At 63.2% G+C, this 20,952-nt stretch carries 20 protein-coding genes; 8 read left to right on the forward strand and 12 right to left on the reverse strand.

Going from position 1 to position 20,952, the window contains the following annotated elements; genetic code table 11:
• Positions 1 to 3: 3 nt before the first annotated feature.
• Complete coding sequence (locus QQL76_RS00210) at positions 4 to 1,149, forward strand: 2-methylaconitate cis-trans isomerase PrpF family protein (RefSeq protein WP_499205856.1); 1,146 nt, start codon at positions 4 to 6, stop codon at positions 1,147 to 1,149.
• Positions 1,146 to 2,558, forward strand: a complete 1,413-nt coding sequence (locus tag QQL76_RS00215; RefSeq protein WP_499205857.1) for a CoA-transferase family III protein — start codon at positions 1,146 to 1,148, stop codon at positions 2,556 to 2,558. The genes QQL76_RS00210 and QQL76_RS00215 overlap by 4 nt, the downstream gene beginning before the upstream one ends.
• Here the strand turns inward: QQL76_RS00215 and QQL76_RS00220 are convergent.
• Positions 2,542 to 3,231 carry a GntR family transcriptional regulator gene (locus QQL76_RS00220; RefSeq protein ID WP_499205858.1) on the reverse strand — a complete coding sequence of 230 codons (690 nt, stop codon included), beginning with the start codon at positions 3,229 to 3,231 and terminating at the stop codon, positions 2,542 to 2,544. The genes QQL76_RS00215 and QQL76_RS00220 overlap by 17 nt on opposite strands.
• Positions 3,232 to 3,482: 251 nt before the next feature.
• Here QQL76_RS00220 and QQL76_RS00225 point away from each other — a divergent pair, with 251 nt between their 5' ends.
• From QQL76_RS00225 to rraA, 6 genes are all read left to right on the forward strand, one after another.
• Positions 3,483 to 4,553, forward strand: a complete 1,071-nt coding sequence (locus QQL76_RS00225; RefSeq protein WP_499205859.1) for an AbrB family transcriptional regulator — start codon at positions 3,483 to 3,485, stop codon at positions 4,551 to 4,553.
• A gap of 117 nt (positions 4,554 to 4,670) precedes the next feature.
• Positions 4,671 to 4,823: a hypothetical protein gene (locus QQL76_RS00230; RefSeq protein WP_499205860.1), complete on the forward strand. Its 153-nt coding sequence runs from the start codon at positions 4,671 to 4,673 to the stop codon at positions 4,821 to 4,823.
• 120 nt (positions 4,824 to 4,943) lie between these two features.
• Positions 4,944 to 5,861 (forward strand): LysR family transcriptional regulator, encoded by a 918-nt coding sequence (locus tag QQL76_RS00235; protein WP_499205861.1) that lies wholly within the window; start codon positions 4,944 to 4,946, stop codon positions 5,859 to 5,861.
• An 86-nt stretch (positions 5,862 to 5,947) separates the two neighbouring features.
• On the forward strand, positions 5,948 to 7,039 hold the full coding sequence (locus QQL76_RS00240) for an Ldh family oxidoreductase (RefSeq protein WP_499205862.1): 1,092 nt from the start codon (positions 5,948 to 5,950) through the stop codon (positions 7,037 to 7,039).
• Entirely contained in the window at positions 7,036 to 7,995 is a 960-nt protein-coding gene (locus QQL76_RS00245) for a D-2-hydroxyacid dehydrogenase family protein (RefSeq protein ID WP_499205863.1), read from the forward strand. Before QQL76_RS00240 ends, QQL76_RS00245 begins: the two co-directional genes overlap by 4 nt.
• Before the next feature lie 12 nt (positions 7,996 to 8,007).
• Positions 8,008 to 8,490 (forward strand): RraA family protein, encoded by a 483-nt coding sequence (gene rraA / locus QQL76_RS00250; protein ID WP_499205864.1) that lies wholly within the window; start codon positions 8,008 to 8,010, stop codon positions 8,488 to 8,490.
• Positions 8,491 to 8,509: 19 nt separating this feature from the next.
• Here the strand turns inward: rraA and QQL76_RS00255 are convergent, their stop codons facing one another.
• The 11 genes from QQL76_RS00255 to QQL76_RS00305 all read right to left on the reverse strand — a co-directional run bounded on the left by QQL76_RS00255 (position 8,510) and on the right by QQL76_RS00305 (position 20,915).
• Complete coding sequence (locus tag QQL76_RS00255) at positions 8,510 to 9,235, reverse strand: permease (protein ID WP_499205865.1); 726 nt, start codon at positions 9,233 to 9,235, stop codon at positions 8,510 to 8,512.
• Between the two features lie 17 nt (positions 9,236 to 9,252).
• Positions 9,253 to 9,960 (reverse strand): siderophore ferric iron reductase, encoded by a 708-nt coding sequence (locus QQL76_RS00260; RefSeq protein ID WP_499205866.1) that lies wholly within the window; start codon positions 9,958 to 9,960, stop codon positions 9,253 to 9,255.
• A gap of 85 nt (positions 9,961 to 10,045) precedes the next feature.
• Complete coding sequence (locus QQL76_RS00265) at positions 10,046 to 12,136, reverse strand: TonB-dependent siderophore receptor (RefSeq protein ID WP_499205867.1); 2,091 nt, start codon at positions 12,134 to 12,136, stop codon at positions 10,046 to 10,048.
• Positions 12,137 to 12,239: 103 nt separating this feature from the next.
• On the reverse strand, positions 12,240 to 13,442 hold the full coding sequence (locus QQL76_RS00270; protein ID WP_499205868.1) for a BaiN/RdsA family NAD(P)/FAD-dependent oxidoreductase: 1,203 nt from the start codon (positions 13,440 to 13,442) through the stop codon (positions 12,240 to 12,242).
• A gap of 136 nt (positions 13,443 to 13,578) precedes the next feature.
• Positions 13,579 to 15,168: an FGGY-family carbohydrate kinase gene (locus QQL76_RS00275; protein WP_499207073.1), complete on the reverse strand. Its 1,590-nt coding sequence runs from the start codon at positions 15,166 to 15,168 to the stop codon at positions 13,579 to 13,581.
• Positions 15,169 to 15,184: 16 nt separating this feature from the next.
• Positions 15,185 to 15,880, reverse strand: coding sequence for an HAD family hydrolase (locus tag QQL76_RS00280; protein WP_499205869.1), 696 nt, complete (start codon positions 15,878 to 15,880; stop codon positions 15,185 to 15,187).
• Positions 15,881 to 15,891: 11 nt separating this feature from the next.
• Positions 15,892 to 17,367, reverse strand: coding sequence for a mannitol dehydrogenase family protein (locus tag QQL76_RS00285; RefSeq protein WP_499207074.1), 1,476 nt, complete (start codon positions 17,365 to 17,367; stop codon positions 15,892 to 15,894).
• 36 nt (positions 17,368 to 17,403) lie between these two features.
• Positions 17,404 to 18,177, reverse strand: a complete 774-nt coding sequence (locus QQL76_RS00290; RefSeq protein WP_499205870.1) for a sugar alcohol dehydrogenase — start codon at positions 18,175 to 18,177, stop codon at positions 17,404 to 17,406.
• Positions 18,174 to 19,187 carry an ABC transporter ATP-binding protein gene (locus QQL76_RS00295; protein ID WP_499205871.1) on the reverse strand — a complete coding sequence of 338 codons (1,014 nt, stop codon included), beginning with the start codon at positions 19,185 to 19,187 and terminating at the stop codon, positions 18,174 to 18,176. The genes QQL76_RS00290 and QQL76_RS00295 overlap by 4 nt, the downstream gene beginning before the upstream one ends.
• Positions 19,188 to 19,198: 11 nt before the next feature.
• Positions 19,199 to 20,029, reverse strand: a complete 831-nt coding sequence (locus tag QQL76_RS00300; RefSeq protein ID WP_404863612.1) for a carbohydrate ABC transporter permease — start codon at positions 20,027 to 20,029, stop codon at positions 19,199 to 19,201.
• Positions 20,030 to 20,042: 13 nt separating this feature from the next.
• On the reverse strand, positions 20,043 to 20,915 hold the full coding sequence (locus QQL76_RS00305; RefSeq protein ID WP_404863613.1) for a carbohydrate ABC transporter permease: 873 nt from the start codon (positions 20,913 to 20,915) through the stop codon (positions 20,043 to 20,045).
• Between the last annotated feature and the right edge of the window lie 37 nt (positions 20,916 to 20,952).

Consider the following 20,952-nt stretch of genomic DNA (forward strand, 5'->3'; position numbering starts at 1 on the left):
TCCATGTCTCAAACATTCGTTCGCGCCGCATTCTACCGGGGAGGCAGCAGCAAGGGCGTGTTCTTCCATCGGGCCGACGTGCCGGAAGACCGCACGGCGCTGGAAGAGATGCTGCTCTCCGTGCTCGGCAGCCCCGACCCGTACAAGCGCCAGCTGAACGGCATGGGCGGCGGCGTGTCCTCGCTCTCCAAGGCGGCGATCATCGGGCCGCCCACCCATCCTGACGCCGACGTCGACTATCTCTTTGCGCAGATCGCAGTCGATCGTCCTGTCGTCGACTGGGGCGCCAATTGCGGAAATCTCTCCTCCGTGATCGGCCCTTTCGCAGTCGATGAAGGGCTGGTCTCGGTCGCCGACGGCGAGGCGCTGGTGCGCATCCACCAGGTCAACACCAAGAAGATCATCCACGCCCGCTTTCCAGTGCGGGACGGCCGCGCCGTCGTCGAGGGCGATTTCGCCATTGCGGGCGTTGCCGGGACGGGGGCGCGCATTGCGCTGGACTTTCTCGACCCGGGCGGCACGGTCACTTCGGGCCTGTTGCCGAGCGGCAATGTGGTCGATCATGTCGTGGTGGACGGTCGCTCCTATGCGGTGTCGCTGGTGGATGCGAGCAATCCGGTCGTCTTCGTCCGTGCTGCCGATTGCGGAATGACCGGCAGCGAACTGCCCGATGCCATCGAAGCCAATCGACCGCTCATGGCGCTGCTCGACGCGATCCGGCGCGAGGGCGGTTTGCTGATGGGGCTTGGCGCGGATGCCGCGTCGGTCGGGCTCGCTAACCCGAAGATCGCGATGGTCGGAACGCCATCTCCGTTTAAGACGCTCGACGGCCAGACGCTTGACGAGACCACGCACGACATCGCCGTGCGCATGATCTCGATGGAGCAGGCGCACCGCGCGGTTACGCTGACCGGCGCTATGTGCGTTGGCGTCGCCGCCCGCATCGAAGGCACGCTCGCTGAGCAGGCGCTGCGTCCCGACCAACAGGGCGACGAGATCCGCGTCGGCAACCCGTCCGGGCTGGTCAGCGTCGGAGCGCGCGTCTTGAAGCGCGACGATGGTTGGCATGCCGAGAATGCCACGGTGTTTCGCACGGCGCGGCGCCTGATGCAGGGCGAGGTCGCGGTGCCGCAAGGAGTGGTGCGATGAGCGGCGTGATCGATGGCGCCCATGCAATCCTCACAGACCTGCTCGCCCTGGCTGGACTTGAGGGTCTACCGCTCGATCGCCTGACGATCACGGAGCACGACAAGGTGCTCGCGACCGCATGGCCAATTGCGCCGATCGCGACGGCGACGCTCGCGGCCGTCGGTCTCGCGGCGTCGCACATCCATGAGATGCGTACGGGCGAGAAGCTGTCGGTCGCGACCGACACGCGCTCGGCAGAAATTGCCATGGCGAGTTCCAGCTACCTGGAGGTTGGCGGAAAGAACGCCAAGTTCCGCGATCCGTTCACCGGGCTCTACGAGGCGGCGAATGGGGAGTGGGTGTTCCTGCACGGCAATTTTCCGCATCTGCGCCAAGGGCTGCTCGACCTGCTCGGTGTCGACAACAATCCGGACGCCATACGCGCAGCGGTGAGGCAATGGGATGCCGCCGAACTCGAGGCCGAAGCGATCAGCCGAAATCTCTGCGCAGCAAAGGTTCGTGAGCGCAGCGCGTGGGAAGCGACGCAGCAGGCAGCGGCGATCCGGGCGCTGTCGGTGCTGCAAGTTACACGGCAAGCGCCTGCAGGTCCGGCGGCATGGCCGGCGGGGCGTGGAGATGCAGTACAGAAGCCGCTTTCGGGCCTGCGCATGATCGATCTGTCGCGCGTCATTGCCGGACCGATGGCGGGACGGACCTTCGCAGAACACGGGGGCACGGTGCTTCTCGTGTCCGGTCCGGGTCTGCCGTCGATCGAATCCCTCGTGATCGACACCGGTTTCGGCAAGTACGCATGTGAGATCGATCTCGCTACCCAGAGCGGTCGCGCCGAACTGGCGCATCTCGCCAAGGGTGCAGACGTGCTGCTCGATGCCTATCGGCCGGGCGCGATCGCGGGCCGGGGTCTGGATCGGGCGACGCTGCAGCAGGCCAACCCGGCACTCGTCCATGTTTCGCTGTCGGCTTTTTCCAATACCGGCCCGTGGAGCTTCCGGCGTGGCTATGACAGCCTCGTCCAGGCCACCCTGGGGATGACGCTGGAGGCGGGGGCCGATCGGCCGACCTTGTTGCCCTGCCAGCCGCTCGATTATTTGACGGGCTATCTGGCTGCCTTCGGCGCGATGGCGGCGCTCATCCGGCGCGCCGGTGAAGGAGGCAGCTTTGCCGTCGATCTTTCGCTGGCCACGACGGCGCAGTGGATGTGGGACTGGCGCGACCGGCTCGGCGACGATCGCACCGTGCCGGTCTCGAACCCGAGTCCAGCCGACATCGCGGATCTGATCGCAACGCATGACACCGCGTTCGGATCAGTGCGCGCGGTGCGCCCGCCGCTGAGGATCGGAGGTCGCCTGCCTGAGTTCCGGCGCACGCCCGTGCCGCTTGGCAGCGATCCTGCTATCTGGCCGGCCTGAAGACGCCGACGCCTTCTTCATGGTCGGTGATCGCGAGGCGTGTTTCGAGGGCCTTGCGGATGTGGTTGATGCCCGCGGCCTCGGCCCTCAACGTATCGCGGGCGCGGATCGCGTCGATCAGCTCCTTGTGCTCGCCATGGGCGATCACGGTGCGGCCTTCCTGAACGAAGGTGGTTTCCGGCAGAAGTGCGATCGTCTCCTGCAGATCCTCGACCGCCTGGCGGAGATAACGGTTGCGCGCCGCATCGTAGAGCCGAGCGTGGAACTGGCGGTTGATCAGCGCGGCCACTTTCGGCGTGCCATCCGCCTTGAGAAACTGTTCGTTCAGCCGTTCCAGATTGGCGATCTCGGCTTCCGTCGCATGCTGCGCGGCAAAGCGGGCAACGAGGCCTTCCATCTCCTGCCGCATCGCATAGAGCTCGAAGATCTGCTGCATCGAGAGCACGGCAACGGCGACGCCGCGACCGGGTGCTGCTTCCAGCAGGCCCTTTTCCTGGAGACGGCCGAGCGCCTCGCGCACCGGCGTGCGGCTGACGCCGATCCGCATCGCGACTTCTTCTTCGCGCAGCGGGTCGCCGGGCTTGTAATGCCCGTCACGGATCGCTGCCAGAATGGCGCGATAGGCGTTCTGGCCGCGCGTCTTGCTCAAATCTTCAGTTCGGTTCTCTGTCATCGCGCCATCGTCCTTAAGCTTTCCCGCCCGCACTGAAAAGTTGCGTCGATGCCGCATCGCGGTTGGCCATTTCGTATGCGGCTGTGTACAAAAGATTCTGAAGTCCCGCCATCCACCATCAATCGACAATTCGAATGCAATCGGCAATGACCCAATACGGTAATACGCACGAAGCGGGTGCGTCCCCAGAAGAGCGGGCGCCTTGGCCCGACCCTGTGCCACCGAAGAAGAACGGTTCAGGGCCGGAAGGCATGCGCGGTTTCCTCATCCGCCTTCGCACGCTGGCCGTCGGCACGATCGGTGGGTATTGCGGCTACCGGCTCGGCATCCCACTCGGCTGGCTGCTCGGCGCGATGATTGCGACGATTCCCCTTGCGATCGCCGGGATCGACATGCGCTCGTTCCGAAAACCGCGCCTCGTGATGATCGCCGTCATCGGCCTGATGGTGGGCAGCGCGTTCACGCCGGAAGTGGCGGCGCGCATCCCGGACTGGTGGCCGAGCCTTCTCGGCGTGCTCCTCTACGTCGTCATCGTTGCACTTGTCAGCATCGCCGTCTGCTGGCGCCTCGGTGCCATGACGCCGGCGACGGCGGCCTTTGCGGGCATGCCGGGGGGCTTGAGCGAAATGGTCATCATCGGTCCCGCGATGGGAGCCGATGTCCGCTCCGTCAGCCTGGTTCACGGCACGCGTCTCGTCGTTCTCATCGCTATGACGCCGACCTTGCTGGCGGTCTTCGGTCTGATCGGCAGCGGTGCCGGGGATGGTGTCAGTCGTGCCATCCAATGGTTTCCGAGCATCAGTCTGGTCGATGTGGCGCTGCTTTCCGCCTGCGCGGTGATCGGCTTCCTCATCGCAAAGAAGATCCGGCTGCCTGCCGGCAATCTGACCGGACCGCTCATCCTCAGCGCCCTTGTTCATGTCACGGGCATCACCGACGCGCACATTCCAGACGCTTTGCTGGCTGCCGCACAGATCGTGATAGGTTCGGTCATCGGCCAGCATTTCGCCGGGATCGCCCGCCGGGTGCTTCTGACGGGTCTGCTCTTGGGCGCACTTCTCACGGTTTTCTCCATGGCGCTGGCCGGTGGCTTCGCATTCGCCTTCGAACAGCTGCTTGGCGTCCCTTTCGCAATCGGGCTTCTGTCGCTCGTGCCAGGAGGTTTGCCCGAGATGAGCCTGATCGCCATCACGCTTGATGCCGATCCGGCCTTTGTGAGCCTTCATCATCTCGCGCGTGTCGTGCTGATCCTGATCACCGCGCCGGTTCTCATACCGCTATGGGTGCGGCGACTGGAGAAGCGTCGTATCGCCAGAGGTTAATGCAAAGTTAGCCGGTCATGTCGAACCGCGATGACCCCCTGCCTAACCAGCGCTGCCGATCGCCAACACTTGAGCGTATCTTCGCTCCATCAACAATTGCCTGCGATGGAGACGACCATGCGGATCACATCCCTTTTCACCCGCGCGATCGACGCGCTCAGCGACCATTTCGAAGGTGTGCGGCGGTACGAGACGAACCGGCTCGTTGGTGCGCGCCGCGACATGTGGCGGGGCCTGCCCAACGCCGCGCCTTCGAAGGTCAAGCGATAAGGATTGCCTGCCTTCGTGGCAGTTGGCACGAAACCGTCTATGTTCCGGGTCATGTCGTGGTCTGCTGGTCGATGATGAACGGCGCCCGACACATCGATGACCCAGTAAGGCGGGATAGACATGCAGACCTTCGACCCGGTGACGGCGCGGCTTCTGGTCGTGCTTGCCGAAAGCGGATCGATCGGCCGCGCAGCGGATCGTCAGAACATTGCGCCATCGGCCGTGAGCCGGCGGATCAGCGATCTTGAGGCACGGCTCGGCGTGTCGCTGTTCGATAGATCCACGCAAGGCGTTCGACTAACGCCCGCCGGCCGCACCTATGTCGAAGGCGTGCGCACCATCTTACGGGAGATTGCCGACCTCGATACGGCAATGGCGGATTTCGCCGAGGGCCGCCGCGGCAATCTGCGGCTTGCCTGCACGAGTTCCGCGCTGGCCGGACGCCTACCGGAACTTCTGGCCGATTACGCCCAGCGTTATCCGACCATCGCGCTCGACATTCAGGAGATGAACGCCGCCGGTGCTCTGCTTGCCATCGACGATGGGCAGGCGGATCTGGCGATCGTCGCCGACAACAACGATTTCAGCCGTTACGACACGCGGGTTTTTGAAGACGACCAGGTCTATGTGCTGAGCGCTCCGGACCACCTGATCGCCGAGCGGCTGCGAACCGGGAAGCCGATCGCCTTCGAAGAAGTCGCGGGTCATGAGGTGGTGGGCATCCACCATTCCGGCGCGCTCGACCGATTGCTAAGCCAGGCAGCAGCCAGTGCCGGCCGTACGCTTGGCGAACGCGTCAATGTGGAAAGCTTTCCTTCACTCGTCCGCATGGTGGAAGCGGGCTTCGGCATCGGATTTCTGCGAGCAACGAGCCTGCATCTCCTCACACCAACCGATTTGGTCGCAGCACCCCTCGAGAACGATTGGGCGAAGCGACAGCTGCTATTGGCGCATCGACGTTCCGGACCGGTCTCGCGGTCCATGGCTTCGTTCCTGGACCTGTGCACGCAGACCTACAGGCCGACCGCGATATCGTAGTCTCCCGTATTGCATGCGGCTGTATACATAGCGGTCAATCCCTGCTAGCGAGGATGCATTGCGCGATACCAGGGAGGATATGCCGCATGCCCGCTACAGACGTGTCTTTGAACGTCGATCCCGTCCGGCTGACCGAACTTGTCGCGCGCATCTTCGCTTCGGTGGGTGTGTCGACGGAGGATGCGCGCACGGTCGCGGACTGCCTCGTTCTGGCGGATTTGCGCGGCGTCGGATCCCACGGCGTCAGCCGCATGCCGATCTACCTGGAGCGTCTGCGCAAAGGGCTCGTGAACGCGGCACCGACGCTAGCCGTTCACGAAATCGCAGCCGCCTGTGCCAAGATCGACGGCGACAACGGGCTGGGTTTCCTTGTCGCGAAGAAGGCAATGGCGGAGGCGTGCGCGCGGGCCGGAAGCTATGGTGTGGGCGTCGTGGCTGCGCACAACAGCACCCATTTCGGCATGGCGGCGACTTACCTGATCGATGCGGCCGAAGCTGGCTACGTCTCTTTCGTGTTCACCAACGCCTCGCCGGCAATGCCGATCTGGGGCGGCAGGAAGCCGTTTCTCGGCACCAGCCCGTTCGCGTTCGGCGCCCCCGGTGGCGACGGCACGCCGCCGGTGATCCTCGACATGGCGACGTCGGTCGTGGCGCGTGGCAAGATCCGCCGCGCCGCGCAGAAGGGCGAACCGATCCCGGCTGGCTGGGCGCTCGATGCAGACGGCAACGAGACGACCGATGCGCAGAAAGCCTATGAAGGCATCATCCAGCCGCTCGGAGGGCCAAAGGGTTCGGGGCTGTCGTTGATGATGGAAGTGGTCGCCGGCGTCATGTCCGGCTCGGCCTTTGGAGGCGAGGTCGGCAATCAATATGCCGATTTCGATCGCCCGCAGGATGTGGGCCACATGTTCGTCGCGCTGAAGCCGGATCTCTTTCTCGGCGAGGGGGATTATCGCACCCGCATGGGCGCGCTTGTCTCCCGCGCCAAAGGCCAGCCTCGCCTGCACGAGGATCAGCCGATACTGATGCCGGGCGAGCCGGAATCGATCCGCGAAGCGGAACGGCGGCGCAGTGGTCTGCCGATATCGGTCGAGGACATCACGATGCTGGAAAACGAGGCGAGCCGCGCCGGCGTCGCCTTCGTTGCCGACGATCTCGCCCTGCGGAGTGCGGCATGAAGATTGCGATCCTCGACGACTACCAGAACGTCGCGCAATCGCTTGCCGACTGGTCTTCGCTTGGCAGCGACGTATCGATCACCGTGTTTACGCGCAATCTGAGCGAAGACGAGGCTGCGGCAGAATTGGCCGAATTCGACGTGCTTGTGCTGATGCGCGAGCGCATGGCAATGCCGGCCTCGCTGATCGCGCGGCTGCCGGCACTCAAGCTCATCGTCGTCACCGGTGGCCGCACCCGCACGATCGACATGGACGCGGCAACGACACGCGGCATCACGATCTGCCACACGCATCCGGGCGAATCGCCGATGGCGACGCCGGAACTCGCCTTCGGGCTCATCCTCTCCGTTGCACGCTCGATACCGCAGGAACATGCGCGTGTTCGTGATGGTGGGTGGCAGGAAACGATCGGCATGTCGATCGGAGACAAGACGCTCGGTCTCGTCGGGCTCGGCAAGCTCGGCAGCCGCATGGTTCCGATCGCGAAGGCCTTCGGCATGCAGGTGATTGCCTGGAGCCAGAACCTGACCGACGCGCATGCAGAAAGTCTTGGCGTGCGCCGCGTCGACAAGGAGACGCTCTTTCGCGAGGCGGACATCGTCTCGCTGCATCTCATTCTGTCGGAGCGCTCGAAGGGCACAGTCGGCGCGGACGAAATGGCGCTGATGAAGCAAGGCGCGATGCTGATCAACACCTCGCGCGGCGGCCTCGTCGATGAGGCAGCATTGATCGAGGCGCTGACGGAAGGCCGCATCCGCGCGGGCCTCGATGTCTACAACGAGGAGCCGCTGCCGGAAGATCATCCATTGCGCCGTGTGCCGAATGCGGTGACGACGCCCCATCTCGGCTACGTGACGGAGGGCGCCTACGCTGCCTTCTATCGCGACGCCGTCGAAGATATCGCCGCATGGCGCGCCGGTGCTCCCGTGCGCGTGCTTGCGGCGCCGAAAGCTTGAGGAGATTTCATAATGCGCGACATCAAGACGGCCGACCTGGTCGACGATTACGAAGACAAGGTCCGGTTCTGCGATGCGACATGGCAGCGGTTCGGTCGGCGCGCTTCAGCCTACGGTCCGATCTCGACGCTTAAAGTCTTCGAAGACAATGCGCTGGTGAAGCAGACTCTGTCAGAGCCGGGCGAAGGTCGAATCCTTGTCGTCGATGGCGGCGGTTCGACGCGCACGGCGCTTGTCGGCGACGTACTGGCCGAGATCGGCCGCGCCAGCGGCTGGGCCGGCATTATCGTCAACGGCGCCATCCGTGACGGCGAGGCGTTGGGCGGCATGGATTTTCTCGTGTTCTCGCGGGGCCGGTCGCCGATCAAGAGCACCAAGACCGCTGCCGGACATCGCGATCTGCGCGTGACGTTCGGCCAAGCCGATTTCATCCCCGGGCAGTGGGTCTACATGGATGCGGACGGCGTGCTGATTTCGGAACACGCGCTCTTCTAGGCGCTCGGGGCTCTCGATCTCACCGCGTCGAAACCGTGACCAGCGCCACCGGAATGAGAACCGAGAGAGCGATCAAGCCGCCGACCAGCACGGTGCCCAGGGACAGAGCAAATCCGCGCAGCCGCCGCATCGGTCCGTGCACGGCAAACCATTCGGTCAGTGCGCCGAGATACCAGATCAGCCCTGCGAGGAAGAGCGTCCATGCGGTGATGCTGGACCACGCGTGGTCCAGCTGACCGATCATCAGTGCCATATCGAGGCTGAGTGTGAACGGAGCCGCCAGATAGCATTGGCTATAAAAGGCCGGCCGCAACGTCGATCTGGTCAGCTTCTGGTTCTTCTGGTGGACGCGCTGGATACCGACCAGCAAGGGCAGCAGGCTGAAGATGACGGCCCTGAACAAGAGCAGATTGCGATCGTCGGACAGAACACCGCTCAGTTCCGGCTGCGCGGCGCCGATGTTCATCTGGAACAGATGGGCGATCACAAGAGTCAGGAACAGGAAGAGCGGAGGAGACACCGTGTCGACGAACTGCTCTTCGGGCGGATCGGTCAGTTCCCGCTCAGCATAGATCATCATGCGGACGGGGTGCGTGACGCAGCGCCAGAATGTCAGCGGATAGAAGATGAGCCAGGATACGATCTCGTAGAGGAGTGCCTCTGCGGATCGTAGAAGGTTCATGAGATCCATGGCGTCCCCGAGACACTGCGGTTCGGCGCATTCTGCGACGATCTGCCGAGCCATGGCAATCCATGGCGCGGCTATGCGTCGTCGGAGATGTTCCGGCCCGACAGCTTCGGACATGAGGCGCAGAGCGCTCCGGGCTCCGTCCGGTAGTGCAGGCAGCAGGCCTTGCGAACGAGCTGCGGCCGAAATCTGCCATCTTCGGAGGTTTTGAGTGCGATATCGCTCGCACCTTCCAGGCCCATCGCGTCCAGCCACCGCCTTTTGGCCGATAGCAGTGAAACGGCGTCTTCGTCGCTCGCAAACGATGGATGGGCAAGCATCACGCCGAGCAGGCGGTCCGCAAGCAGCCGTTCGGCGTAGATCCGCTTGATCTTGATGATGCCGCTCAGGCGCCAGAAGAGCGTATCGGTCAAACCGCTCAAGGCCTGCGCGGTCGCGGTCAGAGGATCGTCTGTGGTGCCGATCGCCATATCGCAGAACCGGTAGCCGGCGACGAGCGTGCCGTCGACACGCTGCTGCATGCGGTCGACCGCCAGGGTGCGATCGAGATCATGAACGGCGAGGATTGCGAGCACGCATGGCTGCCAGATCAGCATAGACCAGACGCGGGCAGCCCAATAGGCAGGACCGGCCGCCTGATGCGCCTCGGCGGTGACGCGAACGAGAGCGGCGATCACACCGGCGTCGGCGTCGCTGCCATCGAGATAGCCAACCGACCAAGGCTCCATCCTGCCGTCAAGCAGGGGGGTCTGAAGCCGGGCAAGCTCGAACAACGCATCCATGCTTGCTGCGCCCTCCGGCGAAGCGTCCATTTGCAAGGTGCGAGGATGTCGGAGCATGGCGTTCACGGCGTCGGACCTTTGCTCGTCAGAACCGCGTTGCGAGTTTGAAATTGACCGTGCGGCCCTGACCATAGAAGCAGTCGCCGCGGGCGAGGCAGGTCGTCAGATAATCTTCGTCGGTGATGTTCTGCACGTTGAGCTGCGCCGACCAGCGTTCGGTCTCATAACCAACGAGCGCGTCGGCGAGCACGAAGGACGGTGTTTTCAGATTGTCGGCGCCGTCGAGGCTCGATCCGACATAGCGCAGGCCGCCACCAAAGAACCAGCCCTCGAGCTGGTTGCCCTGGGGCCGATAGGTGACCCATGCTGATGCCTGATGCGTCGGTACGGAGGCGAGCTCGAAGCCGGTTACCTTGTCTTCGGTGTCGAGATAGCTGTAGCCCGCGAGAAGTTCGATATCGCGGTAGCGGGTCTGCGCCTCCAGCTCGAAACCGCGAATCGTCGTTTCACCGTTCTGGACGAATTCCGGCCCCGTCGGACTGCCCACAGGATTGGGCAGGCGACGGTCTGTCTGGTCGATCTCGAAGACCGATGCGGTGAAGAGATGGGGCGTGCCGACCGGCTGATACTTGATGCCGGCTTCGATCTGGCGGCCCGTGACCGGATCATAGGTGAAGCCGCGCGAGTCCGCCGGCTGCGGCTCGAAGGCGGTCGCATAGCTGACATAGGGCGCGATGCCGTTGTCGAAGCGGTAGAGCACACCGGCATTGCCCGAGAAGGCACGCGTTTCGACATCGGCAGCATCATTGTACCAATCGTGGCGCAGGCCGAGCGTCACGAACAGCCTGTCGTCAAAGGACAGATTGTCGAAGGCATAGACGCCCGTTTGATCCGTCTGCTGTTCTGGTCCGCGTGCCCGCGTGAAGCTTGGGATCGGCGTTCCATAGACTGGGTTGATCATGTCGATCGGGCTGAAGGCCTGAGAATAACCATCGGAGCGCGTGGTGGAATTCTGATAGTCGAGCCCGAAGGAGATGGCGTGGTTGATGGCGCCGGTGTCGAAATCGGCGTTGAGCCTGGCGTCGGAGACGAAGCTCTGCGCCTCGTTGCGGGCCGAATAGAGAAGCCGCGGCACCGTGTCTCCGGTCACGTTCCAGGGGAATGGGTAGACCTGATCGTACTTGGCATTGCTGTCGGTATAGCGCGCCGCGACATCCATGCTGAACGTCTCGTTGAAACGGTGCTCGAAGAGACCTGTGATGGAGGCGCGCTCTGCAGCATATCGATCGAAATCGGGCTCGCCGAGGAAGGTGCCCTTGTCGACGAAGTTGCCGTTGTCGGTCGGCAGGAGCGACCCTTCGATGGGCACGAAGCGCGATGTTAGACCGCCATCGTCGTTCTGGTAGAGGCCGATCACCGTCAGCTTGGTGTCGTCGGTCGGCTGCCAGGTGATCGAGGGATTGATGAAGAGCCCGTCATCGTCGACGAAATCCACCTGTGTGCCGCTCTTTTGACCTGCACCGACAAAGCGGTAGAGGAGGTTTCCATCCGCCGTGACCGGCCCGGTGAGGTCGACGCCGATGCGGGCGCGGTCGTGCGAACCGACTTCGACGAAGACTTCGCGCGCTGGCACTTCCTGCGGCAGCTTGCTCGTCAGGTTGACGATGCCGCCAAGGGCGCCGCTGCCGTAGAGCGCACCGACAGGACCCTTGATGACCTCGACGGCGGAGAGCGCGTAGGGATCGATGCGGCTGTTGTTGTAAAACGAGAAATCGTTGCGCAACCCATCGAGAAACTGCGGGGCGGAAATGCCGCGGATCGTCTTGGAATCGACGCGCGTGTCGGGACCGAAGGTTTCGGCATAGACACCCGGAACGTAGAGCAGTGCATCGGAGACATCGTCGACGCCCTGGTCGGAGAGACGTTGTTCACTGACGACAGAAACGGAACGCGGTGTCTCGGCGATCGGTCGGTCGCTCTTGCCGACGCTGACCTGACGGATGATCGTTTCACCCTTCGGCCCGCCGGTCGCCTGGTCCGCGGAAACCGCTTCGTCTTCCACGGTCAACGTTTCCAGAACCGTGGCTTCCTGCGCGAAAGCGCCAGCCGATACGGACAGCAAGGCTGATGCGAGAAGCGCGCGCTTCAGGTGAACAATCGACGACAAACGTACCACGGCAACCCCCACTCAACTGGTCAGGACTCCGCACTACGGAAATATGAGTATGTATGTCAACAATTGAATCGTGAGGCAGATCATTTGCTGCACGACGATCGCTTCAAGGTGTGGCGATGGCGGTTCCCGCAGCCCAGCCGGACGACCACGCCCACTGGAAGTTATAGCCGCCGAGCCAACCCGTGACGTCGACGACTTCCCCGATGAAGTAGAGGCCTCCGACCGTCTTGGCCTCCATGGTCTTCGAGTTCAGAGAGGCTGTGTCGACCCCACCCAGCGTGACTTCCGCGGTTCGGTATCCTTCCGAGCCGATGGGGTAGAGTTCCCAGTGTTTCAGCTTGTCGGCAAGGGCACCGAGCACCTTGTCGCTCATATCGGCCAGTTGTCCGTCCGAACCGGCAAAGTGTGATGCGTAGGCCGCAAGGCGCTTCGGGAGGATCTCACTGAGCGCCGTGGTGATCGATCTCTTGCCGTTGGCCTTCTTTGCCGCTCGAAGAGATTCGAAAATATCTTCCGACGGGAGAAGAGCGATCTCGATCGGTTGGGTCTCGCGCCAGTATGATGAAATCTGCAGGACCGCCGGACCAGACAGGCCGCGGTGAGTGAAGAGCATCGCCTCGTCGAAATGCGTCTTCCCGCAGGAAACGCGCGCATCCACGGCAAGCCCGGCCATCTCGCGGAAATCGACCAGCACGTCCTCGCCGAAAGTCAGTGGAACGAGAGCTGGCCGCGTCTCCACGACAGGCAATCCGAACTGCTCGGCGATCTGATAGCCCCTGCCGGTCGCGCCCATCTTCGGAATCGACTTGCCGCCGCAGGCGACAACGAAATTGCGGCAGTGGACCGTGCTCGTATCCGAGCCGGCAAGCCGCACTTCGAACCCCGTCTCCCGCCGCTCGACGCTGTCGATCGATGTTGTGAGGCGCAATTCGCAAGCCACCGCGTCCATTTCCGCCAGCAGCATCGCAATGATGTCTTTCGCCGAATTGTTGCAGAAGAGCTGCCCGAGTGTCTTCTCGTGGTAGGCGATGCCATGTCGCTCCACGAGTGCGATGAAATCGTGCTGGGTGTAACGGCTGAGCGCGGACTTCGCGAAATGCTTGTTTTGCGAGATGAAGTTCGCGGCACTGGCATGAAGATTGGTGAAGTTGCAGCGCCCACCGCCCGAGATGCGGATCTTTTCGCCCGGGGCTTTCGCATGGTCGATGACGAGCACGCGGCCACCCCTGGACGCAGCCTGGATCGCGCACATCATGCCAGCGGCACCGGCGCCGAGGATCACGGTATCGAATTGTTCAGCGGGCATCGGTGCGCCTTTGCGCGAAATTGGTGTGCGGGGCAGCTCGGGCTGTGCCCTCGTGGTCGATGCCCGTTAGCAGCGTCCGGCGAAAGACGCCATGCTGCGCTTCCCTTTCTGCGACGATCGGCGCGGGGAGCAGGCCCTATGTCGACAGGCGCTCGATTTCTGCTCTTTGCGCCTGCATCAGCTTGAAAATCGCGTAGTCGCGGTCGAAGCGGCTTGTCATGGCAGGATCGGGGCGGTGGACGGTGCCGGGCTTGACCATGGCGCTGCAGCAGGCGGCAAGCGTATCGTGCCACCCCGCGGCAGAGGCGGCGGTCATGGCGGTGCCAAGCAGCATCGCGTCTTCTGCGGCAGGAGTCACGGTGTTGCAGCCGGTCGCGTCGGCGTAAAGTGCCATCAGCACCGGATTGCGCGTGTGCCCGCCGACGACGTGCATCGTGTCGATCGAAAGCCCGTTTTCGTTCATCGCCTCGACGATCTGGCGAATGCCGAGCGCGATGGAGACGGCGGTGCGCCAATAGAGCCGACAAAGGCTGTCAAACGACATGTCGATTGACAGGCCGCTGACGACGCCGAGCGCGTGCGGGTCGCCGAGCGGCGAGCGGTTGCCGTGGAAATCCGGCAGAAGGTGGATGCGTCCGCCGAGATCTGATCCTTCAGTGACGAGCAGCTCGGCGATGCGGCCACAAATGCGCCGGTGGGCGGCTTTGTCGGGCTTGAGACCGCTCCCATGCGTTTCGATGATGTGATCGAGCAGGCCACCGCTCACTGACTGGCCGCCCTCGGAGAGCCAGAAATCGGGAAGGGCAGCGCCGAGATACGGGCCCCAGATGCCGTGGATGGGCCGTGGGCTTTGCGTGAGGGCGGTGACGCAGCTCGAGGTTCCGGCAATCAGCGCGACGCGGCGCGTCATCTCGGAAGCGTCGCCGGAATAGCCGCCCAATGCGCTCAGCGCACCGGCGTGGGCATCGATCAGGCCGACACCGACCTCACAGCCGACCGTCAGTCCAAGATCTTGCGCGGCTTTGGCGGTGAGCGGGCCGAGATTGGCGCCGACAGGGGCAGCTTGCGCCGGCAGGCCACCCCTCGTTGTCATGTCCTCGATGCCGATCGCCGCGAGATAATCATGCGCCCATGGCGATGGGTCGTGGGCCAAAAACGTCCATTTGCAGGTGAGCGTGCATTGCGAGCGCGCAGTCGAACCCGACGCCTTCCATGTGAGGAAGTCCACCAGGTCCAGAAAAAGGGCGCTCGCACGCCAGCTTTCCGGCAGGTTGCGCTTGATCCAGGCGAGCTTCGGGGTCGCCATCTCGGGCGAAATGGTACCACCCGCATAGTCCACCACGTGGTGGCCTGTCGCTGTCGCCTCATCGGCTTCGGCGATCGCGCGGTGATCGAGCCAGGCGATCGTGTCCCAGCGTGTGTCCCCTGTGGTGGAGACGGTGACCGGCTCTCCGTTCCTGCCGCGCAGCACGATGGAACAGGTCGCATCGAAGCCGATGCCGGCGACGTCCTCGGCGGCGATGCCGGCTTCAGTAACGGCATCGCGGACGGCGCGGCAGACGGCATTCCAGATGTCTTCGGAATCATGCTCGGCATGGCCGGGCAGCGGACGGTGCATGACGATCGGATGCTCGGTGCGCGCGAGGATGTCGCCATGCACATCGAAAATGCCGGCGCGGGCACTCCCGGTCCCGACATCGACCGCAGCGACGAATGCGCGCTTCACCAACACAACTTTCCCGTCAGGTTCTTGTCCCCAGCAGCGCCGGGAGTTGGCGCATGTTATCGAATATCAAGTCGGGCTCAAGGGCGGCGACACGGGCGTGAAGGTCGAATTGCGCCGCGTGGGAGCCTCCCGTGAAGGCGAAAACCCGCATTCCCGCGCGTTTGGCGGCTTCCACGCCGGGTGCGCTGTCTTCGACGACGAGGCAATTTGCGGGGTCGACACCCATTGCAGCCGCAGCGTGCAGGAAGAGATCGGGCGCAGGCTTGCCGTTTTCGACCATCGTGGCGCTGAAGATGTGAGGCGCGAGCCGGTCGAGAAGGCCGGTAACCTCGAGCGAAAGGGCGATCCGTTCTGGTTGGCTGGACGAGGCGACGCAGCAGGGCATCGCGAGTTTGCCGATCGTCTCGGAAATCCCCTCGATGGGTCGAAGGTCGCTGCGGAAGCGCGCGTAGAGCGCGCGTCGCATGGCTTCGAGATGTGCCTCAGTCACGGCGATACCCGGATCCTCGCCGAGCGCGGTGCAGATGCTGGCCATGCTTTTCCCGAGAAAGCGCTCATAGGCGGCCTGCTCGGGAAGTTCGAAGCCGATGTCTGCGACAAGCTCAATCAGCACGGCGATCGAGATCGGCTCGCTATCGACCAGGACGCCATCGCAGTCGAAGATCACGAGATCCGGCTGATCGTTCAAACGGGCGCTGGTCTCGATCGCCAAGGCCTCGCTCCCTATCCATCGCTCAGGAATTTCTGCAACGTCGCTTTCGTGCCGTCCCGCCAGAGTGCCGTCAAATGATCCGCGAATGCCTTGGCGAAGACCGGGTTCGTGCCGACCGTGCCGAAGATGTCCGAAAGCGCCAGAAACTTCGACGGATCGTCGCGGGCATCGAGTGCGGCAGCTTTCAAGCGTTCGTGGCTGGCATCGTTGGGTGGGATGACGCGGCCGCTGTCGGACATTCCGGCGCAGTAACGGCACCAGAGCGCCGAAACGAGCGCAAGGCCATCGACGGACTTGCCCGCTTGCAGCCGGTCGGCGGTCGAAGGCAGGATGAATTTCGGCTGGCGGTTGGAGCCGTCGAGGCAGAGCCGCGCCACGGTGTCGCCGATCTTCGGGTTGGCGAAGCGGCGCTCGATGAGTGCGAAATAGTCCTGCAGGTCCGTATCCGGCACCGGGGGGACGCAGGGAATGATCTCTTCGCGCTCGACCTTTTCAAGGAAGCCTCGCACCAACGGGTCTTCCATCGCCTCATGGACGAAATGGATGTCCAACAAAGCAGCAGGATACGCGATCGTTGCATGCCCGCCATTGAGGATGCGGATCTTCATCAACTCGTAGGGAGCGACATCCTCGACGAAGGTGACACCGACATCCTCGAGTGCAGGACGCCCGGCCGGGAACTTGTCTTCCAGCACCCATTGCTTGAAATCTTCGCAGAAGACCGGCCATGCGTCTTCGATGCCGAACTCACCGGCCAGGATGCCGATCTCGCGGTCTCCCGTCGCCGGCGTGATGCGGTCGACCATGCCGTTCGGGAAGGCGACGTTGGCGCGCACCCACTGGGCGAGATTCGGGTCGAACTGGTCGGCGAGGCCCGCGACGGCGTTCTCCGTCACATGGCCGTTGCCAGGGATGTTGTCGCAGGACATCACGGTGAAGGCTGGGGTGCCGGCCTTGCGCCGTGCGGCGAGGCCCGCGAGGATCAGCCCGAACACCGTCTTGGGTGCGGCCGGATTGGCAGCATCGTGGCGCATGTCGGGATGGTCGGGATCGAAGCGGCCGGAGGCGGGATCGATGTAATAACCACCCTCGGTGATGGTGAGCGAGACGATGCGGATCGCCGGATCGGCAAGCTTTTCGATGATCGCGGCCGTATCTCCCGGCTCGACGTAGTCGACCATCGCGCCGGTTACGCGCGCGGTCGATCTGTCGGCCTCCTGTTCGACCACCGTCGTCAGGTAATCCTGTTGCTTCAGCTTTTCGCGCAGCGGCTTGTCGGAGGGCAGAATGCCCGCGCCGACGATCGCAAAATCCAGATCACGGCCCTGGTTGAAGAGCGCGTCGAGATAGACCGCCTGGTGGGCGCGGTGGAAATTGCCGATGCCGAAATGGAGAATCCCAGGCGACAGCGCGCCGCGGTCATAGGCCGGCAGAGCGGCCTTGCCTTCGAGTTCGGGTAACGTGGCGAGCGATAGTTTGGTCAGCATCATTTTCATTCCTCGAACGCAGCCTTCAAGGGCGCGTCAGCTCATCCAGTTGCCGCCATCGACATTGTAGGTCTGTGCAACGACGTATTCACTTTCGGGACCGGCCAGGAAGATCGCCATGCCGACGAGGTCCTCGGCGGTCCCCATGCGCCCGAAAGGCACTTCCGCGCCCACAAGGCGCTTCTTCTCGCCACGCGGCCGGTTCTCGTATTGCGCAAAGAGCGCATCGACGCCGTCCCAATGCTCGCCATCGACGACGCCCGGGGCGATCGCGTTGACGTTGATGCGGTGGCGGATCAGGTTCAACCCGGCGGATTGGGTGAGGCTGATGACCGCCGCCTTCGATGCGCAATAGACGGCGACGAGCGCTTCGCCGCGACGGCCCGCCTGGCTTGCCATGTTGATGATGCGACCGGGACGGTCTTGAGCGATCATCGAGCGCGCGGCCGCTTGCATCATGAAGAGCGTGCCGGAGACGTTGATGCGGAAGACGCGGTCGAAGCTTTCGCGCGTGATATCGACGATCGGCGCAAGATCGAAGATAGCGGCGTTGTTGACGAGAATGTCGAGGCCGCCGCACCGTGCTTCCACGGCTGAGATCGCCGCATCGATCGATGCCTGGTCGGTCACGTCGAGAGCGACGGCATAGGCTCCGTCACCGATCTCCGCCGCCGTCTTTTCAGCCCGCTCGACATCGATATCGGCGATCGCCACCGTTGCACCCTCGCGGACATAGGCTTCCGCAAAGGTGCGGCCGATGCCGCGCGCCGAGCCGGTGATCAGTGCGGATTTTCCATCCAAACGCTTCATTTGATTGCCAGGCCCTGCGCATCGAATTTGTGGATCTTGTCGGCCTGCGGCGTGAGATAGACCGTGTCCCCATGGGCGAGCATCACTTCGCCGCCTGTGCGAACGGTGATCGTCTCGTCATTGGGTCCGGCGCCATCGAGGTGAACGTGCAGGAACGTGTCGGAACCGAGATGTTCGGATACGCCGACCTTGCCCTTCCACAACCCGTCCGTCGTCGAGATGTCGAGATGTTCCGGCCGCACGCCGATGGCGCTCGCGTCGTGGCGCTTGGCTTCCGCGCCCTCGACGAAGTTCATCTTGGGCGACCCGATAAAGCCCGCGACGAAACGATTTGCCGGATGCTTGTAGAGATCGAGCGGCGAACCGACCTGCTCGATTCGCCCGGCCTGCAGCACGACGATCTTGTCGGCCATGGTCATCGCCTCGACCTGGTCGTGGGTGACGTAGATCATCGTCGTCTTGAGTTGCTGGTGCAGTTCTGAGATTTCGAGACGCATGTTGACGCGCAGCGCCGCATCGAGGTTCGACAGGGGCTCGTCGAAGAGGAAGGCTTCCGGCTCGCGCACGATTGCACGGCCGATGGCGACGCGCTGGCGCTGGCCGCCGGAGAGCTGGCGCGGCTTGCGGTCGAGATAGTCGGTGAGGTTCAGGACGCGCGCCGCATCGCCGACCTTCTTGTCGATCACCGCCTTGTCGTTGCCGGCCATCTTCAGCGGAAAGGCGATGTTCTGGCGCACGCTCATATGCGGATAGAGCGCATAGGACTGGAACACCATCGACAGGCGCCGCTTGGCGGGTGCGAGGCCCGTCGCGTCCGTTCCGTCGATCATGATCTTGCCGCTGGAGACGTCCTCCAGCCCCGCGATCAGCCGCAGCAGGGTGGACTTCCCGCAGCCGGACGGGCCGACGAAGACGACGAACTCGCCGTCATCGATTGCAAGGTCGATGTCCTTGATCACATGGGTCGTGCCGAAGGATTTGGAGACCTTGTTGAGCGTGATGTTTCCCATGTCTGTCTTCCCTACTTCACGGCGCCGAAGGTGAGGCCGCGGACGAGCTGTTTCTGCGAGAACCAGCCGAGAATGAGGATCGGTGCGATGGCGAGCGTCGAGGCCGCCGACAGCTTCGCGTAGAAATTACCCTGTGGGCTCGAATAGGACGCGATGAAGGTCGTCAGCGGCGCCGCGTTCGACGTCGTCAGATTGAGCGTCCAAAAGGCCTCGTTCCAGGCGAGAATCACGCTCAAGAGAACGGTGGAGGCAATGCCCGGCACCGACATCGGCGCCAGCACATGGGTGATCTCCTTCGAAAGCGACGCGCCGTCCATGCGCGCGGCTTCGAGGATCTCGCCGGGAATTTCCTTGAAGTAGGTGTAGAGCATCCAGACCATGATGGGCAGGTTGATCAGGAACAGAACGACGATCAGGCCGACGCGGCTGTCGAGCAGGCCCCAGTCGCGGAAGATGAGGTAGATCGGGATCAGCACGCCGACGGCCGGCAGCATCTTGGTGGAGAGCATCCACAAGAGCACGTCCTTGGTGCGCGGTGTCGGCGAGAACGCCATGGCCCAGGCGGCCGGGATGGCGAAGATGAGACCGAGCGCGGTGGAGCCAAGCGCGAGATAGACCGAGTTCATCATGAAGCGGAAGTAGTTCGAGCGCTCCTGGACCGTGGCGTAGTTCTCCAGTGTCCAGTCGAAGAAGATCCATTTCGGCGGGATGGAGATCGCGTCGAGCTCGGTCTTGAACGAGGTGAGGATCGTCCAGAGGACCGGGAAGAAGATCAGCAGACCGACCGTCCATCCGATGATGGTGAAGGTGATCTTGCGGCGGGTGGACACTGCGCGGGCCATGATCTCAATCCCTTCAAGCGTCGAGGTTCTTGCCGATGATACGGACAAGGAAGAAGGCAACGATGTTGGCGAGGATGACCGCCACGATGCCGCCAGCGGATGCGCCGCCCACATCGAACTGGAGAAGCGCCTGGCTGTAGACGAGATACGGAATATTCGTCGTCTGCAGGCCCGGTCCGCCCGAGGTCGTCACGTAGATCTCGGCGAAGATGGACAGCAGGAAGATCGTCTGGATCAGGATGACGACAGTGATGGCGCGCGCCATGTGCGGCAGCGTGATGTACCAGAAGATCGACAGCGCGCCGGCGCCGTCCATCTCGGCCGCTTCCTTCTGCTCTTCCGAAAGCGACTGCAGCGCGGTCAAGAGGATGAGTGTCGCGAAGGGCAGCCATTGCCAGGCAACGATGATGATGATGGCGGTCAACGGCGCGTTGGAAAACCAGTCGATCGCGCCGATACCGATCCAGTTGAGAAATTGACCGATGACCCCGTAGACCGGGTTCATCATCATGTTCTTCCAGACGAGTGCCGCCACCGTCGGCATGACGAAGAAGGGCGCGATGACCAGGAGGCGCACGATGTTGACGCCGTAGAACACCTGGTCGAGCAGAAGCGCGAGAAGGATGCCACCGCAGACGGTGATGAAGAGCACGCCGACCACCAGCGTCAGCGTGTTGCGCAGCGCGGTGAAGAAGGCCGGATCAGACAGGAAGAAGCGGTAGTTGGTCAGACCGATGAAGGGCGTGTCGGCGGGATTGAACAGATTGTAGTTGAGCGTCGAGAAATAGAGCGTCAGCGACAGCGGCACGATCATCCAGATCAGCAGGGCGATGACGGCGGGTGCCATCATCAGGCGTGCGGCGGATTTCGTCTGCAGGGTTGCCATGGCAAGGCCGTCCTTGGCGGATCGCTATCGATTGCTG

Source organism: Rhizobium albus, from assembly GCA_030160035.1.
GTDB lineage: Bacteria > Pseudomonadota > Alphaproteobacteria > Rhizobiales > Rhizobiaceae > Georhizobium > Georhizobium albus.